Origin of the sequence: Micromonospora sp. WMMD754 (genome assembly GCF_049315235.1) — a bacterium.
Taxonomy (GTDB): domain Bacteria; phylum Actinomycetota; class Actinomycetes; order Mycobacteriales; family Micromonosporaceae; genus Micromonospora; species Micromonospora sediminicola.
On record NZ_CP186058.1, the window covers coordinates 5,814,415 to 5,829,852 of the forward strand.

18 protein-coding genes are annotated in these 15,438 nt (G+C 74.3%); 3 read left to right on the forward strand and 15 right to left on the reverse strand.

Translation table 11 applies throughout. The annotated features are described in order from the left end of the window. The first annotated feature begins 73 nt into the window (after window positions 1-73). The 3 genes from ACN27B_RS27355 to ACN27B_RS27365 are packed head-to-tail and all read left to right on the forward strand — an operon-like array spanning window position 74 to window position 2,492. On the forward strand, window positions 74-931 hold the full coding sequence (locus tag ACN27B_RS27355; protein ID WP_099160636.1) for an ABC transporter substrate-binding protein: 858 nt from the start codon (window positions 74-76) through the stop codon (window positions 929-931). A gap of 38 nt (window positions 932-969) precedes the next feature. Further along, window positions 970-1,752, forward strand: a complete 783-nt coding sequence (locus ACN27B_RS27360; RefSeq protein WP_422741980.1) for an amino acid ABC transporter permease — start codon at window positions 970-972, stop codon at window positions 1,750-1,752. Then, on the forward strand, window positions 1,749-2,492 hold the full coding sequence (locus ACN27B_RS27365; RefSeq protein WP_422741982.1) for an amino acid ABC transporter ATP-binding protein: 744 nt from the start codon (window positions 1,749-1,751) through the stop codon (window positions 2,490-2,492). Before ACN27B_RS27360 ends, ACN27B_RS27365 begins: the two co-directional genes overlap by 4 nt. Before the next feature lie 9 nt (window positions 2,493-2,501). On the opposite strand, the gene ACN27B_RS27370 is transcribed toward ACN27B_RS27365, so the two are convergent. From ACN27B_RS27370 to ACN27B_RS27440, 15 genes are all read right to left on the reverse strand, one after another. Next, window positions 2,502-3,422, reverse strand: coding sequence for a carbohydrate ABC transporter permease (locus ACN27B_RS27370; protein WP_098744473.1), 921 nt, complete (start codon window positions 3,420-3,422; stop codon window positions 2,502-2,504). Then, window positions 3,419-4,432: an ABC transporter permease gene (locus ACN27B_RS27375; protein ID WP_099160633.1), complete on the reverse strand. Its 1,014-nt coding sequence runs from the start codon at window positions 4,430-4,432 to the stop codon at window positions 3,419-3,421. Before ACN27B_RS27375 ends, ACN27B_RS27370 begins: the two co-directional genes overlap by 4 nt. Beyond that, complete coding sequence (locus ACN27B_RS27380; protein WP_099160632.1) at window positions 4,429-6,102, reverse strand: extracellular solute-binding protein; 1,674 nt, start codon at window positions 6,100-6,102, stop codon at window positions 4,429-4,431. Before ACN27B_RS27380 ends, ACN27B_RS27375 begins: the two co-directional genes overlap by 4 nt. 102 nt (window positions 6,103-6,204) lie before the next feature. Next, the gene (locus ACN27B_RS27385) at window positions 6,205-6,894 is read right to left on the reverse strand and encodes a RibD family protein (RefSeq protein WP_099160631.1); all 690 of its coding nucleotides are present in this window, start codon (window positions 6,892-6,894) and stop codon (window positions 6,205-6,207) included. Beyond that, on the reverse strand, window positions 6,891-7,520 hold the full coding sequence (locus tag ACN27B_RS27390; RefSeq protein WP_098744469.1) for a GTP cyclohydrolase II: 630 nt from the start codon (window positions 7,518-7,520) through the stop codon (window positions 6,891-6,893). The genes ACN27B_RS27385 and ACN27B_RS27390 overlap by 4 nt, the downstream gene beginning before the upstream one ends. Window positions 7,521-7,588: 68 nt before the next feature. After that, window positions 7,589-8,557: a lysylphosphatidylglycerol synthase transmembrane domain-containing protein gene (locus ACN27B_RS27395; RefSeq protein WP_172967974.1), complete on the reverse strand. Its 969-nt coding sequence runs from the start codon at window positions 8,555-8,557 to the stop codon at window positions 7,589-7,591. Window positions 8,558-8,647: 90 nt separating this feature from the next. Continuing rightward, window positions 8,648-9,457 (reverse strand): class I SAM-dependent methyltransferase, encoded by an 810-nt coding sequence (locus tag ACN27B_RS27400; RefSeq protein WP_099160628.1) that lies wholly within the window; start codon window positions 9,455-9,457, stop codon window positions 8,648-8,650. Continuing rightward, a complete protein-coding gene (locus tag ACN27B_RS27405) occupies window positions 9,454-10,491 on the reverse strand; it encodes a glycosyltransferase family 4 protein (RefSeq protein WP_422741986.1) in 1,038 nt (345 codons plus the stop codon). The genes ACN27B_RS27400 and ACN27B_RS27405 overlap by 4 nt, the downstream gene beginning before the upstream one ends. Window positions 10,492-10,495: 4 nt before the next feature. Further along, window positions 10,496-10,894 carry a 6-pyruvoyl trahydropterin synthase family protein gene (locus tag ACN27B_RS27410; protein ID WP_422741988.1) on the reverse strand — a complete coding sequence of 133 codons (399 nt, stop codon included), beginning with the start codon at window positions 10,892-10,894 and terminating at the stop codon, window positions 10,496-10,498. A 2-nt stretch (window positions 10,895-10,896) separates the two neighbouring features. Continuing rightward, a complete protein-coding gene (locus ACN27B_RS27415; RefSeq protein ID WP_422741990.1) occupies window positions 10,897-11,916 on the reverse strand; it encodes a zinc-dependent alcohol dehydrogenase in 1,020 nt (339 codons plus the stop codon). Window positions 11,917-11,966: 50 nt separating this feature from the next. Beyond that, on the reverse strand, window positions 11,967-12,245 hold the full coding sequence (locus tag ACN27B_RS27420) for a hypothetical protein (protein ID WP_253866354.1): 279 nt from the start codon (window positions 12,243-12,245) through the stop codon (window positions 11,967-11,969). A 96-nt stretch (window positions 12,246-12,341) separates the two neighbouring features. Continuing rightward, on the reverse strand, window positions 12,342-13,403 hold the full coding sequence (locus tag ACN27B_RS27425; RefSeq protein WP_422741992.1) for an ABC transporter ATP-binding protein: 1,062 nt from the start codon (window positions 13,401-13,403) through the stop codon (window positions 12,342-12,344). Beyond that, on the reverse strand, window positions 13,400-14,197 hold the full coding sequence (locus ACN27B_RS27430) for an ABC transporter permease (protein WP_422741994.1): 798 nt from the start codon (window positions 14,195-14,197) through the stop codon (window positions 13,400-13,402). The genes ACN27B_RS27425 and ACN27B_RS27430 overlap by 4 nt, the downstream gene beginning before the upstream one ends. Beyond that, window positions 14,194-14,982 (reverse strand): molybdate ABC transporter substrate-binding protein, encoded by a 789-nt coding sequence (gene modA / locus ACN27B_RS27435; protein ID WP_422741996.1) that lies wholly within the window; start codon window positions 14,980-14,982, stop codon window positions 14,194-14,196. Before modA ends, ACN27B_RS27430 begins: the two co-directional genes overlap by 4 nt. After that, window positions 14,979-15,380 carry a TOBE domain-containing protein gene (locus ACN27B_RS27440; RefSeq protein ID WP_091577490.1) on the reverse strand — a complete coding sequence of 134 codons (402 nt, stop codon included), beginning with the start codon at window positions 15,378-15,380 and terminating at the stop codon, window positions 14,979-14,981. Before ACN27B_RS27440 ends, modA begins: the two co-directional genes overlap by 4 nt. Window positions 15,381-15,438 lie beyond the last annotated feature (58 nt).

Here is a 15,438-nt window from a genome sequence, read left to right on the forward strand (position 1 = left end):
CCCGGCCCCGCCGTGCCCGGCGGCGCCGGTACCGGCACGCGCCCCGCGTGTCCGTCCACTCTGGAGAGACATCGTGCGTATCCGTACCGTCCTGACCCGCGCCGCCGCCGTCGGCGCCGCCGCCGTGCTCGCCGCGACCGCGCTGACCGCGTGCGGCGGGAACGACTCCACCGACGAGGCTGCCAACCCGTACGGCCTGCTCCAGCCCGGGGTGATCCGGGCCGGCACGCTCACCGACGCGCCGCCGAACGTCTACCTGAAGGACGGGAAGTTCACCGGCTTCGACAACGACCTGCTCACCGCCGTCGCCGGCAAGGTCGGCCTGAAGGTCGAGTTCGTCGGCACCGACTTCTCCGCCCTGCTGTCCCAGGTCAACAACCGCAAGTTCGACGTGGGCAGCTCCTCGATCACCGTCACCGAGGCGCGGAAGAAGACCGTCGACTTCGGCAACGGCTACGACTTCGGCTACTTCGGCCTGGACGTGCCGGCCGGCTCCCCGATCACCGGGTTCGACCAGCTCGCCGGCAAGCGGGTGGTGGTGGTCCAGGGCACCGTGCAGGACGACTTCGCCACCCGGGAGAACCTCGACCCGGTGCGGGTGCCCGACTACAACGGCGCGGTCAACCAGCTCAAGGCCGGCACCGCCGACGCCTGGATCGCGCCCGCCGAGATCGGTGACAAGTCCGCCGCGGACAGCAACGGCAAGATCAAGGTCGCGGCGAAGCAGCTCAGCCCGGCCCCGACCGCGTACGCCGTGGCCAAGGGCAACGACAAGCTGCGCGAGGCGCTGGACAAGGGGCTCGACGAGGTGATCGCCGACGGCACCTGGAGCCGCCTGCAGGCGCAGTACTACCCGGGCCGGCCGATCCCGGCCGACTTCACCCCCGGCAGCGGCTCGGTCCCGGTGCCGTCGCCGTCGGCCGCCTCCTGAGCAGGTGACCGGGCCCGAGCAGAGCGGACGGAGGAACGATGGATCCACTGAGCACCCTCTGGGAGACCTTCTTCGACGGTGACTCGATGCGCGAGGCGCTGCCCGAGATGCTGACCGTCGGGCTGCCCAACACGCTGATCCTGGCGGTCTCCGCCGCCCTGCTCGGTTCGGTGCTGGGCATGCTGCTGGCCGTCGCGGGCATCTCGCGTACCCGGTGGTTGCGGTGGCCGGCCCGGGTCTACACCGACGTGTTCCGCGGCCTGCCGGCCGCGGCGACCATCCTGCTCATCGGCGTCGGCCTGGCGCCGCTGGGCATGGAGGTGTGGGGACCGAACCCCTACCCGCTGGGCGTGCTGGCGCTGTCCCTGATCGCCGCCGCCTACCTGGGCGAGATCTTCCGAGCCGGCATCCTGAGCGTGGAGGCGGCCCAGTTGGAGGGCGCGCGGGCGCTCGGCTTCTCCTGGGCCGAGTCGATGCGGCTGGTGATCATCCCGCAGGGTGTCCGCCGGGTGCTGCCCGCCTGGGTCAACCAGCTGATCGCGTTGATCAAGGACTCCAGCCTGGTCTACTTCCTCGGCCTGCTGGCCAGCCAGCGCGAGCTGTTCCGGATCGGCCAGGACTACGCGGCGAACACCGGCAACCAGTCCGCGCTGCTGCTCGCCGGCCTGTTCTACCTGGTCCTGACCGTGCCGCTGACGCACGCGGTCAACTGGCTGGACCGGCGGCTGCGGCAGGGCCGCCCGGCCGCGCCGCCCGAGCCCGAGCCCGAGCCCGACCTGACGCCGGCCGGCGTCAGCCCGACCGGAGGGAACCCACGATGACCACCGGCACCGTCACCTCGGTCAGCCTCACCGTGCGCGACGTGCACCTGGCCTTCGGCGCGCACCGGGTGCTGCGCGGCGCGGACCTGGACGTGGCCCGCGGCGGCACGGCCTGCGTGATCGGACCGTCCGGCTCCGGCAAGTCCACGCTGCTGCGCACGATCAACCGGCTGATCGAGCCGGACCGGGGCGACGTCCTGCTGGACGGACGCAGCGTGCTGGGCGACGACCCGGACGCGTTGCGGCAGCGGATCGGCATGGTGTTCCAACAGTTCAACCTCTTCCCGCACCTGAGCGTGCTGCGCAACGTCACGCTCGCGCTGCGCAAGCTCAAGAAGCTCGACGAGGACGAGGCGGTGGCGCTCGCCCGCGCCCAGCTCGACCTGGTCGGGCTGGCCGCGAAGGCCGGCGCCCGGCCGGCGCAGCTCTCCGGCGGCCAGCAGCAGCGCGTGGCCATCGCCCGGGCGCTCGCGCTGCGCCCGCAGGTGATGCTCTTCGACGAGGCCACCTCGGCGCTGGACCCGGAGCTGGTCAAGGGCGTGCTCGCGGTGATGGCGGACCTCGCCGCCGCCGGCATGACGATGGTGGTGGTCACGCACGAGATGGGCTTCGCCCGCACCGTGGCCGACACGGTCGCGTTCATGGACGCCGGTGTGGTGCTGGAGGCCGGGCCGCCGGCCGCCGTGTTCGAGGCACCCGAGCACCCGCGGCTGCGGCGGTTCCTGTCCCAGGTGCTGTGAGCGCAGGCGTCAGCCCTTGACCGCGCCGATCAGCACGCCCTTGACGAAGTGCCGCTGGACGAACGGGTAGACCGCGACGATCGGCGCGACGGTCAGCACCACCACCGCCATCTTGATCGCCTCGGTCGGTGGCATGGTCACCCCGGTGGTGCCGCCCGAGGTGTGCGGCGCCTGCCCGGCCAGCAGGTAGCTCTGCAACACCCGCTGGATCGGGTACATGTCGTTGCGGTCGATGAACAGCAACGCGTCGAACCACACGTTCCAGTAACTGACCGCGTAGAAGAGGCCGACCACGGCGATCACCGCGCGGGACAGCGGCAGCACGATCCGCCCGAGGGTCCGGAAGTCGCTCGCGCCGTCGATGCGGGCGCTGTCCAGCAGCTCCTGCGGGATGCCCTGGAAGAAGCCGCGCACCACGACGAGGTTGAACACGCTGATCGCCGGCGGCAGGACCAGCGCCCAGACGGTGTCCTTCAGGCCCAGCCCGGTGACCACCAGGTAGCGCGGCACCAGCGGCGGGTAGACCAGGAACGGGATCAGGAAGTACGCGAGCAGCCAGCGGTGGCCCAGCGAGCCCGGCCGGGACAGCCCGTACGCGGCCAGCACGGTGACGGTCAGCGCGATCACCGTGCCGAGCACGGTGACCAGCGTGCTGATCCACAGCGCCCGGGTGACCGCCCCGCCGGCCAGGATGGTCCGGTACGCCGAGGTGTCGATGCCCTTCGGCACGACCACCAGGCCACCGGCGGCGGCGATCGTCTCGCGGGAGGAGAGGCTGGTCACCAGGATCACCCAGAGCGGAAAGAGCACCCCGGCCACCAGCAGGGTGAGCAGGACGGCCTTGAGCGCCTGGCCGACCGGGTTCGGTCGTTCCTCCCACACCGGACGGCGGGGGCGCGTGCCGGTCGACCGGCGGCTGGTCGCGGTCATGACTTCGCGTAGATCCCTCGTTCGCCGAGCAGGTGCGCCACCCGGTTCGCGGCGAGGATCAGCACGAGGCCGACGACGGCCTTGAACAGCCCGGCCGCCGCGCCGTAGCCGTAGTTTCCGGTGGCGATGGAGAAGTGGTAGACGAAGGTGTCGAGCACCTCGGCGGCCTGCCGGCCGACCGCGTCGCGTTGCAGCAGGAACTGCTCGAAGCCGACCGAGAGCGCGTCGCCGAGACGCAGGATGAGCAGCAGCACGATCACCGGGCGCAGGCCGGGCAGCGTGATGTGCCACAGCCGTCGCCACCGCCCGGCGCCGTCCGCGGCGGCCGCCTCGTAGAGGCTCTGGTCGATCGTGGACAGCGCGGCCAGGAAGACGATGGTGCCCCAGCCCACGTCCTTCCACACCGCCTCGGCGGTGACCAGGACGATGAACGTGTCCGGATCGGTCATCACGTTCCACGGTTGCATGCCGGCATCGCGCATGGTCTGCGCCAGCAGTCCCGCGCCGCCGAACATGGCCACGAAGAAGGTGACCACCAGCACCCAGCTGAAGAAGTGCGGCAGGTAGACGATCGTCTGGACGAGGCCGCGCAGCCGGTTGGAGAGCAGGTTGTGCAGCATGACCGCCAACACGATCGGCAGCGGGAAGAAGAACACCAACTGGAACGCCGTGATGGCGAGGGTGTTGCGGAACGCGTCCCAGAACGCCGGGTCGTCGAAGAGGAGCTGGAACTGACCGAAGCCGATCCAGTTGCTGTGCGTGAACGCCTGCCACGGGTTGTCGCCCAGGTAGGGGTTGTAGTCCTGGAACGCGATGACGTTGCCGGCGATCGGCAGGTAGCTGAAGACCAGCAGGATGCCGAAACCGGGCGCCACCATGGCCAGTAGTTGCCAGTCGCGGCGCAGCCGGGTGCCCAGCGGCACGCGGCGACGGCGCGGCGTGCGGGCCGGTGGGGCCGGGGCGTCGGGTCGGGCCCGCTCGGGCCCGACCACGACGGCCGGCTCGCTCACTTGGCCGTCTTCGGCAGCGAGTCGGCGAGCAGCTTGCGGGCTTCCTCCCCACCGCCCGCCTTCCACTCGGCGACGATGGCGTCCACGTCGCTCATCGGACGCCGGCCGCGCAGGAGGTCGGTGAACTTGTCCTCCGTCGGCACCTGGTTGGCCTTGTAGGCGGCCGGCATCTCCAGCTTCACCCCGTCCCAGGGGTCCTTCTCCAGGAACGGGACCATCTGGTTGGAGTAGTTCAGCACGTCCGGGACGTAGCGGGGGGTGTCCGGGAACGGCCCGATGGTGGGGTTGCGACCACTGATGAAGAAGTACTGGTTGGCGATCTCCTTGAACGCCAGGTCGGTCTTCACCGGCCCGTTCGGCGACCTGGTGTGGTGCCGGCCCTCGACGCCGAAGTCGCGGAGCTGGGCCTCCTGGCTGCCCAGCGGCGCGGAGCACCAGTTGATGATCCGCAGCAGCTCCCGGACCCGGTCCTTGCCGAGGCCCTTCCGGACGAAGGTGTAGGAGATCGGCTTGTCCGCCCGCCAGACCAGCGGGTCGCCACCGGTGGCGGAGAAGACCGGCACCGCCTGGATGTTCAACGCGGGGTTGGTCTTCTGGTGCTCGGCCTGGGCGCCCTGCCACATGCCCATGCCGTCCTGCTTGAACACGATGGCGCCGTTCTTGGCGAACAGTTGCTTGGCGTCCGCGCCCCGGCTGGCCACGACGTCCGGGTGGACCAGACCGTCCTGGTAGATCCTGGCCATCACCTCGAGAGCCTGGCGGAACTCCGGCGTCTCGTACTTGAACTCCGGCGTCCCGTCGGAGCGCAGCCGCCATCCCTGCTTGGAGGCGGGGACCCGATGGAACATCTGGATCATGGCGAAGACGTCGTCGAACGCCCACACCTTGCGGGCCGGGTCGGTGACCTGCTTGGCGACGGTGAGCAGGTCGTCGAGGTTCGACGGCACGGCCAGGCCGCGCGCGTCGAGCAGGTCCTTGCGGGTGAACAGCACCCACGGGAACGGCGAGTCGGTGGGGTTGGGCACGGACACCAGCCGCTCGTTCCAGACCGCCTCGCGCCAGGCGCCGGTCGGAAAGCTGGCCAGCATCGGGTACGCGTCGACGGCGTCGCCCCTGAGGTGGTCGGTGAGGTCCTCGAAGAGCACCTTGATCGCCTCGGCGAAGCGCGGGATCTTCTCCACCTCCCACCCCGGTACGCAGAGCAGCTCCGGCACGTCCCGCGCGCTGAGCATGGCGTTGAGCTTGTCGGCGTAGGTGACGCCGTCCTGGATGGTGAAGGTGACCGGCGTGCCCAGTTCGGCGTTGACGGCCTGGAGGTAGGCGCTCTGCGCGGTGCCGGGCGGCGCCGCCCCCCAGGCGGGCGTCATCGCGGTGACCTGCTTGCCGCTGGTGCCCGGCTTGTCGGTGACGGCGTCGACCAGGGTGGCCGGATAGCTGGTGTATCCGTCGGCCACCGGCCGGGTGCCGACGATGTCGGGCTTGACGCCGCCGGCCAGGTCCTTGTGCGTCGGCAACACGCCGGAGACGGCGTCGAGCTGTTGGGCGCCGCCGGAGCCGGCCGGCTTCTCGGAGCAGCCGGCGAGCAGCGGGCCGGCGGTGGTCGCGGCCACGCCGAGGCCCACCAGGCCGAGGAAGCGGCGACGGGAGGAGCCCGGGTCGGGGTGGGTCATCGGTCCCCCTTCGGAAAGGGTCCACGGGACATTAGTTCGTATGGATTATCAACAAACTAATATCGACAGTGGTCTCGCACAAGGGCGGACCTTGACGGCGGGTCAGGCCAGGCAGCGATCGGAGAGCGCGTAGCGGGTGAGCACCACGTCGCCGATCTGGCGGACCTCGACGACCCGGGCGCGGCGGCCCGGGTGCCACGGGAACCGGCCGTCCCCGACGAACCGGGGCGCCCGCCGGTCCCCCACGAAGAAGGGCGCGACCACCAGGTGCAGCTCGTCGGCCAGCCCGGCGGTGAGGAACTGGCAGTGCACCGAGCCGCCGCCCTCGACCATCAGCCGGCTCACCCCACGCCCGGCCAGGTCGGCGACGACCGCCTCCGGGGTGACCGGCTCCCCGGCGTCGACCACCGTGGCCACCGCGCCGACCTGCTCCCGGGCCTTGTCCACCACGCCGCTCGGGCAGTAGACGAGCTTCGCCCCGTCGCCCGCGGTGAAGAACCGGGCCGCCGGATCGAGGTCGCCGCTGCCGGTCACCGTGACCTTCACCGGCGACGGGGCCAACCCCCGCGCCACCCGATCGGCGCGCCGGCGCTCGCTGCGCACCAGCAGCCGCGGGTCGTCCCGGCGGACCGTCGCCGCGCCCACCATGATCGCGTCGCACCCGGCCCGGGTCGCGTCCACCCGGTCCAGGTCGTCGTCGTTGGAGAGCAGCAGCCGCTCGGTCGTCGCGTCGTCGATGTAGCCGTCGATCGACATGGCGCAGCTGAGCAGCACGTACGGTCGGCCGGTCACGGCACGAACGGCAGGTCGAGGGCGTGGTCGGCGCGGGTGACCTTGGCCGCCAGGTAGTCGGCGTTCGCCGGGGACAGGTGCACGCCGGTGGACACCCGGTCGGCCACCGTGACGCCGAGCCGCTCCAACTGGGCCGCCTTGTCCGGATTGTTGCTGAGCAGGGCCACCCGGTCCACCCCCAGCGCGGCGAGCATCTGCGCGGCCACGGTGTAGTCCCGCTCGTCGGCGCCCCGCCCGAGCGCCAGGTTCGCCTCGTACGTGTCGAGGCCGTCGTCCTGCAGCGCGTAGGCGTCGAGCTTGGCGTACAGGCCGATGCCCCGGCCCTCCTGCCGCAGGTAGAGCAGGTAGCCGCCGGCGTCGGCGATCCGCTCCACCGCCTCCCGCAACTGCGGGCCGCAGTCGCAGCGCTGGCTGCCGAACACGTCCCCGGTGAGGCACTCGCTGTGCGGACGGACCAACGGCGGGTCGGCGGCCTCGTGGTCGCCGAGCCCGAACGCCAGGTGCTCGCGGCCGTCCACCAGGCCGTGGAAGGTGTGCACCGTGGCGGTGGTCACGTATCCGTCGGGGAACCTGAGCGGGACCGTGACCCGGGTCCGGACCGTCGCGTTGGGCAGGGTTTCGTCCATGGTTCTCCTCCGTCCGGTCGCCGGGCGGACCCGACGACGCACACCTCGCACCCTCACCGTAGGCGGGATCACCGACAGTTGCCGGGCTCCCGGCGCGGCAGGCGGCGCACCAGCAGCACCGCGGCGCCGGGCAGGCTGGCCACCAGGACCAGCGCGCCGTAGACCGTGCCGGTGGCGACGCCCTGCGCGGCGGTCAGCCCGGCCGACGCGAACGCCCACGCGGCCACCCCCTCCCGCGGGCCGAACCCGCCCACGTTCAGCGGCACCGCCATGGCGAGCAGCGCGAGCAGCGTCAGGGGCAGCAGGCGGGACAGCGGGGCGTCCGCGCCGGCCGTGCGGGCGGCCACCACGAAGGTGGCCAGGTGGCCGGCGAACACCACGGTCGAGGCCACCACCACGCCGGCCCAGGTCCGGCGGCCCAGCAGCCCGCAGCGCACGTCGGCGAGCGCGGTCCGCGCCGCCCGCGCCCAGCGGGACGCACCGGAGCGGGGCACCGCGCGGGCGGCCAGCACCAGCGCCAGCGCGACCACGGCCAGGCCGGCGGCCAGCGCCGGCAGGTACGGGCGGACCGGGGACGGGAACGCGGCCAGCAGCCCCACCGCGATGACCACCTGGACCACCTGCCCGGCGGTGCGCTCCCAGACCACCGCCCGGACGCCCCGGGCCACGTCCCCGGCGTCGCGGCCGTGCCGCACCGCCCGGTGCACGTCGCCGAGCACCCCGCCGGGCAGGGTGGAGTTGAGGAAGACCGCCCGGTAGCAGTGCGCCACCGCGGCCCGCATCGGCAGCCGTACGCCCAGCCCGCCGGCGACCAGGGACCAGCGCCAGGCGCAGCAGACCGTGGTGACCACGCCGATGCCGAGCGCGGCCGCGAGCGCCGGCGCGTCGATCAGCCGCAGTCCGGCCAGGAACGGACCGGTGCCCACGGAGGCGACCAGCACCGCCAGCACCGCCAGCCCGGCGAGCGGACGTACCCAGGCCCGGCCCACCCGGGCGAGGCGGGCCCGGGCCCGGCGCGACCGGACGGGCGCGGGCATGACGGCCGGTACGGACCCGGCGACGGCGACGTGTGACAAGCGGTCCTCCCTCGTTCCCACCGGATGTCACGTGTCGGCGGGCCGTACGGTTCAGCCGGCGAGCAGGTCGGCGTGGTGCAGCACGACCTCCACGCGGCCGACGGCGGCCTCGTCGAGCCGCCACTTCCTATACGTCGCGGCGGGCCCGGCCAGATGCGGTCGTTCCTCGACGGCCGCGTCGACCCAGCCGGCGAGCCACTCGGCGGCCAGCGCGGCCTGCTCCGGGCCGAGCCGCCACGGCGTGGACCGCACCGCCACCTCGACGCCGTGGCGGGCGAACGCGGCCACCGTCGCGTCCACCGCGTCCGGCCCGAGCAGCACCCGCCCGTCGACGGTGCGCCGCTGGTGGGCGTTGAACGCGGCGGTCAGCGCGGCGTCCAGCGGGTGCGGCGGGGTGAGCTCCGCCCGGCCGAGCACGGTGAGCGCGAACAGCGTCAGATGCCCGGCGCAGGCCGCCGCCATCCGGTCGATCTCCTCGGCGGTGAGCATGTCCAGCAGCGCCGACGCGGTGACCAGGTGGGCGTCGGCCAGGTCGGCGGCGGTCAACCGGGTGATGTCCGAGCCCCGCGTGGTCACGGTGACCGGGCCGCCGTCGGCGGCGGTGAGCCGCCCGGCGCCGGCCAGCGCCAGCAGGTCGGCGTCGCGTTCGTGCAGCACCCAGTGCTGCGGGCCGGGTAGTCGGGGGGCCAGCCAGCGAGCCATCGAGCCGGTGCCGCTGCCCAGGTCGTGCACGACCAGCGGCCGGTCGGCGGGGAGCCGGTCCCGGACCGCGTCGGCCAGCTCGGTCGAGCGGGCGGCGGCGTCGGCGGGCTCACGTAGCCGGAGCCAGTCCGCGAAGTCGGGCGGGAGTGAGGTGGTCATGCCGCGGTCGCCTCCTTGAGCGCGGTCGCCAGCCGGTCCACGGTGACCGGCCAGCCGGTGAGGGTGTGCCGCCGCTGCCGGGCGGCGCGGCGCAGCCGGTCCCGCAGGGCGGGGTCGGTGAGCCAGCGGCGCAGCGCGTCGGCGGTCGCGCCCGGGTCCTCCGGTGGCACCAGCAGGCCCGGCCGGTCGCCGTCGGGGGCGTGCCCGAGCGTCGCCGGCAGGCCGCCGGTGTCGCCGGCCAGCACCGGCACGCCCCGGGCCAGGGCCTCGGTGACCACCATGCCGTACGTCTCCCGCCGCGAGGGCAGGACCAGCAGATCGGCGGCGGCGTACGCGGCGGCCAGGTCGTCGCCGGTGCGGGGGCCGGTCAGGCGCACCCGGTCGGCGAGGCCGGTGTCGACCAGCCGTCGACGCGTCCGGTCGACGAACCGCGGGTCCCGGTCCAGCGGCCCCACCCAGTCGCACGTCCAGGCCAGGTCCGCGACCCGGGCCAGCGCCGCGGCGAGGACGTCGTGGCCCTTGATCGGGGTGACCGCCGCGACGCAGAGCAGCCGACCGCCGCCGGGCGTGCCGGGGGCGAGCGGCGCCGGGTCGACCCCGGGCTCGGCGACCACCACCCGGCTGCCGGCGAGCCCATGGTGGTCGAGCAGCCGCCGCCGGGTCCAGTCGCTGGTGGCGACCACCGCGGTCGCCGCCGCCAGCGCCCGGCTCTCGGCCTCGCCCTCGATCGGCAGGTGCACCAGCACCACCAGGCGCAGCCGGCCGGCGTGCGGGGTGAGCACGTCCGGCACGGTCGAGGCGACCAGGCCGTCGAGCAGCACGACCGCGTCGTCGGGCAGCCCGCCGAGCAGCCCGGCCAGCTCGGCCCGCTCGCGCTGCGCCGGGTGCGGCCAGCCGCCCGGCACCGGGTGCTCGCGCACGGCCCAGCCGAGCGCGGCCAGTCCCCGGCAGACGTGCCGGTCGTAGGCGTTGCCGCCGCTGGGGTTCGCCGGGTCGTCGATGTCGCCCGGCAGCACCACGTGGACGGCGGTCATCCGGTCACAGCGACCGTTCGTAGCTCGCCCAGGCGACGTGCGACTCGTGCAGGGTGACGGTGATCCCGGCCAGCCCCCGAGCCCCCTCCCCCAGCCGTCCGGCGTGCACCGCGTCGGCGAGCCGGTCGGCCACCGTGCGGGCCAGCACCTCGGTGGTGGTGTTCACCCCGGCGAAGGCCGGCTCGTCGTCGAGGTTGCGGTAGGTCAGCTCGCCGAGCACGGTCTTGAGCTGGTCGGTGGCCAGCCCGATGTCGACCACGATCCCGTCGGCGTCCAGGTCGGCGCGGCGGAACGTGGCGTCGACGACGAACGTCGCGCCGTGCAGCCGCTGGGCCGGGCCGAAGACCTCGCCGCGGAAGCTGTGGGCGACCATCATGTGGTCCCGGACGGTCACGCTGAACACGTTCACTCCTCGCCGTAGGTGATGAGATGGCACAGCGCCGGCAGCTCGCCCGAGGCGAGCCGGTCCAGCACGTCGGGCAGGTCGGTGAAGCGGGACCGGCCGGTGAGCAGCGCGTCGAACGCGGGGTCGGCCAGCAGGTCCAGGGCGAGGGCGAGGCGGTCGGCGTAGCTGCGGTCGGCGCGCCGGGGCGACACGGTGCCGACCTGGCTGCTGCGGATGCCGAGCCGCCGGGAGTGGAACGCGCCGCCGAGCGAGAGGGTGACGGGCCGGTCGCCGTACCAGCTCAGCTCCAGCACGGTGCCCTCCGGGCGGAGCAGCTCCAGGCCGCGTTGCAACCCGTCGGCGGTGGCGCTGGCGTGCACCACCAGATCGCGCTCGCCGGCCGCGTCGGCGGGCAGGGCGAAGTCGACGCCGAGCGCCGCGGCCACCGCGGCCCGCGCCGGGTCGGCGTCGACCAGCTCCACCCGGACGCCGGGGAAGCGGGCCAGCAGGGCGGCCACGCCGCACCCGACCATGCCACCGCCGATCACGGTGACCCGGTCGCCGACCAGCGGCGCGGCGTCCCAGAGCGCGTTCACCGCGGTCTCCACGGTGCCGGCCAGCACCGCGCGCGCCGCCGGCACCCCGTCCGGCACGACCACCACGGCGTCGGCCGGGACCACGTACGCGCTCTGGTGCGGGTGCAGACAGAACACGGTCCGACCGCGTAGCTGCGGCGGGCCTTCCTCGACCGTGCCCACGCTGAGGTAGCCGTACTTGACCGGCGCGGGGAAGTCGCCGGACTGGAACGGGGCACGCATGGCGGCGTACTGGTCGACCGGGACCCGACCGCTGAAGACCAGCGTCTCGGTGCCCCGACTGACGCCGGAGAACCGGGCCCGGACCAGCACCTCGTCGGGGCCGGGCGGGGCGAGCCGGACCGGCCGGATCTCGCCCTGGCCGGGAGCGCGCAGCCAGAAGGCGTGGGCGTCGACCGTCACGAACTCTCCTCTTCCCCGCATTCCGACCGAGTTGTCGATCATAAACACGGAAGCGGGGCGTCCACGGTTCGAACCGCCCGGCCCCGCGACGCTCAGGCGGCGCGCCGCCGGTCGCGGGTCGGCCGGCCGGCGGACCCGTCGTATCCGGCGCGACGGCCGGCGTCCCCGGCCAGCCCCATGGCCTTGTGCGCCGCGGTGAACGGCGGGCAGGGCGCCGGGCGGCCGGCGCAGAGCAGGCTGGTGCAGCGGCCGGCCGGGTCCGGCCGGTGCGCGGCGGCCACGTCGTACGCGGCGCGCCACAGCAGCGGATCGGTGACGCCCTCGGGCAGGGCGGCGTCCTGACTGGACCTGGTCCGGATCGCGTCGGGCACCGGTGTCCCCCTTCCGTCGTGGCTCACCGTCCCAGTGACCGGAGGAGCCGACGTCAAACCTCCCACCTGCGCACATTCTCCGACCAGCGGGATATCTCACGCCCGGTAGGCGCGCGTCTCGGCGGCCTTCACCGCCGCCCAGACCGGTTGGCCGGGGCGCAGCCCGAGTTGCGCCGCCGCGGCGGGTGTGACGTCGGCGGCCACCTCGACCGGCCCGGCGAGCTGCACCCGCAGGTTGTCGCCGTGCCGCTGCACCCCGGTCACCGTGGCCGGCCAGACGTTGCGCGGGCTGCCCTCGGGACGCGTCGGGTGCAGCGCGACGGCGGCCGGCGGGAACGCGACGAACGCCTCCCCGTGCACGCTGTCGGCGGTGGTCAGGGCGAGGCCGCCGACGGTGACGCTGCGCCCGTCGGCCCGGCCGCGGTGCAGGTTGAGCCCGACCAGCCGGGCCACGTAGTCGGTGCGCGGCCGGGCCGTGACGGTCGCCGCGTCGCCCTCCTGCACCACCCGGCCGTGCTCGACGATGACCAGCCGGTCGGCCAGCACCAGGGCGTCCAGCGGATCGTGGGTGACCAGCAGCGTCGCACCGGGGTGCGCGGCGAGGTGCCGTTGCAGTTCGGCGCGGGTGTCCAGCCGGGTCCGGGCGTCGAGCGCGGCGAGCGGCTCGTCGAGCAGCAGCAGGGTCGGCTCGACGGCGAGCGCGCGGGCCAGCGCCACCCGCTGGGCCTGCCCGCCGGAGAGCTGCCGGGGCCGCCGTCGGGCCTGCTCGCCGAGGCCGACCCGGTCCAGCCAGCCCTGCGCCCGGGCCCGGGCGGCACGCCGGTCGGCACCCCGGCGGCGGGGTCCGAAGGCCACGTTGTCCAGCGCGCTCAGGTGCGGGAAGAGCAGGTAGTCCTGGAACACCACGCCGACCGGCCGACGCTCCGGCGGCGTCCACACCCGCCGGTCGGGCCGGTCCAGGTCGACGCCGTCGAGGGTGAGGTGCCCGGCGGCGAGGGGGTGCAGCCCGGCCAGCACCCGCAGCGCCGTGGTCTTGCCGGCGCCGTTCGGGCCGAGCAGCGCCACCACCTCCCCGGCGGCGATGCGCAGCCGCACGTCCAGTCCGAACGTGTCCCGCTCGGCGACCAGGTGCGCGTCCAGCAGGGCCCTGGCGCTCATGAGGCACCGACCCAGCGGTCGCGCAGGCCGGCGAGGATGGCCACGGAGACGACGAGCAGGATGAGGCTGAGCACGATGGCCGCCTGCGGGTCCGTCTCCAGGGCCAGGTAGACGGCGAGCGGCATGGTCTGGGTCCGGCCGGGATAGTTGCCGGCGAACGTGATGGTGGCGCCGAACTCGCCCAGCGCGCGGGCCCAGCAGAGCACCGCGCCGGCCGCCACGCCGGGGGCGACCAGCGGCAGGGTGACCCGGGTGAAGGTGGTCCAGCGGCCGGCGCCGAGCGTGGCCGCTGCCTCCTCGTAGCGGGGGTCGGCGGCGCGCAGCGCCCCCTCGACCGCGATGACCAGGAACGGCATGGCGACGAACGCCTCGGCCAGCACCACCCCGGCGGTGGTGAACGGCAGCGTCACGCCCAACGTGTCGTCCAGCCACGACCCGAGCAGCCCGCGCCGGCCGAAGACCAGCAGCAGCGCCACGCCGCCGACCACCGGCGGCAGCACCAGCGGCACCGTGACCAGCGCGCGGACCAGCCGCCGCCCGGGGAACTCCACCCGGGCCAGGAGCCAGGCCAGGGGTACGCCGAGCGCGACGCAGAGCAGGGTGGCGGCGGTGGCGGTCTCCAGGGACAGCCGCAGCGCGGTGAGCACACCCGGTTCGCCGAGCCGCCGGGGCAGCGTGGTCCAGGGCGCCCGGACCAGCAGGCCGACCAACGGCAGGACGAGGAAGACCAGCCCCAGCCCGGCGGGGACGAGCAGGGCGGCCGGGACCCGTTGCCGGCGTACCGCGCGGTTCACGACCCGGACGCGGCCTGGAAACCGGCGGCGGTGAGCACGGCCAGACCCGCGTCGGAGCGGACGAAGTCGACGAAGGCGCGGGCGCCCTCGGGGTTGCCGGCGCCGCGCAGCACCACGATCGGGTAGTCGTTGACCGCCCGGGCGGACTCGGGGAACTCGACCGCGTCCAGGTCGGCGGCGGCGGCGCGGACGTCGGTGCGGTAGACCAGCGCGGCGTCGACCTCACCGAGGCGCAGCTTGGCCAGCGCGCCCTTGACGTCCTGTTCCAGGGTGACCGGGGTGAGCCGGACGCCGCCGGCGTCCAACGCGGTCCGGGCCGCCGCGCCGCACGGCACCTGCTCCGCGCAGAGCGCCACCTTGACGCCGGGCCGGGCGAGGTCGGCCAGGCCGGCGACCCGGCCCGGGTTGCCCTTCGGCACGGCGACGACAAGCTGGTTGCGGACCAGGACGGACGGGTCGCCGGCGGCGTCACCGGCGTCGGTGACCGTCCTCATCGTCGCCGGGGACGCCGCCACGAACACGTCGGCCGGCGCGCCCTGGGTGATCTGGGTGGCCAGCGCCGAACTGCCGGCGAAGTTGAACGTGACGGTGCTGCCCGGGTGGGCGGCCTCGAAGTCCGTGCCGAGCCGGGTGAAGGACTCGGTGAGCGAGGCGGCGGCGAACACGGTCACCGCATCGCCGCCGTCCCGCCCGGCCGCCGGTCCGTCCGTCCCGCCGCAACCGGCGAGGGCGACCGCCGCCACGAGCGCGCCGGCGAGGGTGGCGCGGAGCCGTCGTACGGTCACGGGTTGGTCCTTCCCTTGGGCGCGGGGGCGCGCTCCACCACCACGGTGGTCGACTTGATCACGGCGACGGCGACGGAGCCGACCCGGAGGTCGAGGTCGTCGACGGCCTCGCGGCTCATCAGCGACACCACCCGGAACGGCCCGGCCTGGATGTCGACCTGGGCCATCACGGTGTCCTTGACGACGGCGGTGACGATGCCGCGCAGCCGGTTGCGGGCCGAGGTGAGCTCGGGGTGGCCGGGGGCGCGGACGAACGCGGCCAGGTCGGCGCCGTCGAGCACCCGGTGGCCGTGCTCGTCGCGGGCGGCCGGCAACCGGCCGGCGTCGATCCAGCGCCGGACCGTGTCCGCGCTGACCCCGAGCAGTTCGGCCGCCTCGCCGATCCGGAACACCGTCACGCCGGCCACCCTATCGGCACGCAGGTGCGGCCGGGAAGGGGCTTCGGACCTCGCATGC

Bases quoted from the DNA above. Each gene is read 5' to 3' on its own strand.
- ACN27B_RS27360 (WP_422741980.1), top strand. From the start codon at position 970: ATGGATCCACTGAGCACCCTCTGGGAGACCTTCTTCGACGGTGACTCG.
- ACN27B_RS27365 (WP_422741982.1), top strand. From the start codon at position 1,749: ATGACCACCGGCACCGTCACCTCGGTCAGCCTCACCGTGCGCGACGTG.
- ACN27B_RS27370 (WP_098744473.1), bottom strand. From the start codon at position 3,422: ATGACCGCGACCAGCCGCCGGTCGACCGGCACGCGCCCCCGCCGTCCG.
- ACN27B_RS27380 (WP_099160632.1), bottom strand. From the start codon at position 6,102: ATGACCCACCCCGACCCGGGCTCCTCCCGTCGCCGCTTCCTCGGCCTG.
- ACN27B_RS27390 (WP_098744469.1), bottom strand. From the start codon at position 7,520: ATGGACGAAACCCTGCCCAACGCGACGGTCCGGACCCGGGTCACGGTC.
- ACN27B_RS27395 (WP_172967974.1), bottom strand. From the start codon at position 8,557: ATGCCCGCGCCCGTCCGGTCGCGCCGGGCCCGGGCCCGCCTCGCCCGG.
- ACN27B_RS27400 (WP_099160628.1), bottom strand. From the start codon at position 9,457: ATGACCACCTCACTCCCGCCCGACTTCGCGGACTGGCTCCGGCTACGT.
- ACN27B_RS27405 (WP_422741986.1), bottom strand. From the start codon at position 10,491: ATGACCGCCGTCCACGTGGTGCTGCCGGGCGACATCGACGACCCGGCG.
- ACN27B_RS27415 (WP_422741990.1), bottom strand. From the start codon at position 11,916: ATGATCGACAACTCGGTCGGAATGCGGGGAAGAGGAGAGTTCGTGACG.
- ACN27B_RS27425 (WP_422741992.1), bottom strand. From the start codon at position 13,403: ATGAGCGCCAGGGCCCTGCTGGACGCGCACCTGGTCGCCGAGCGGGAC.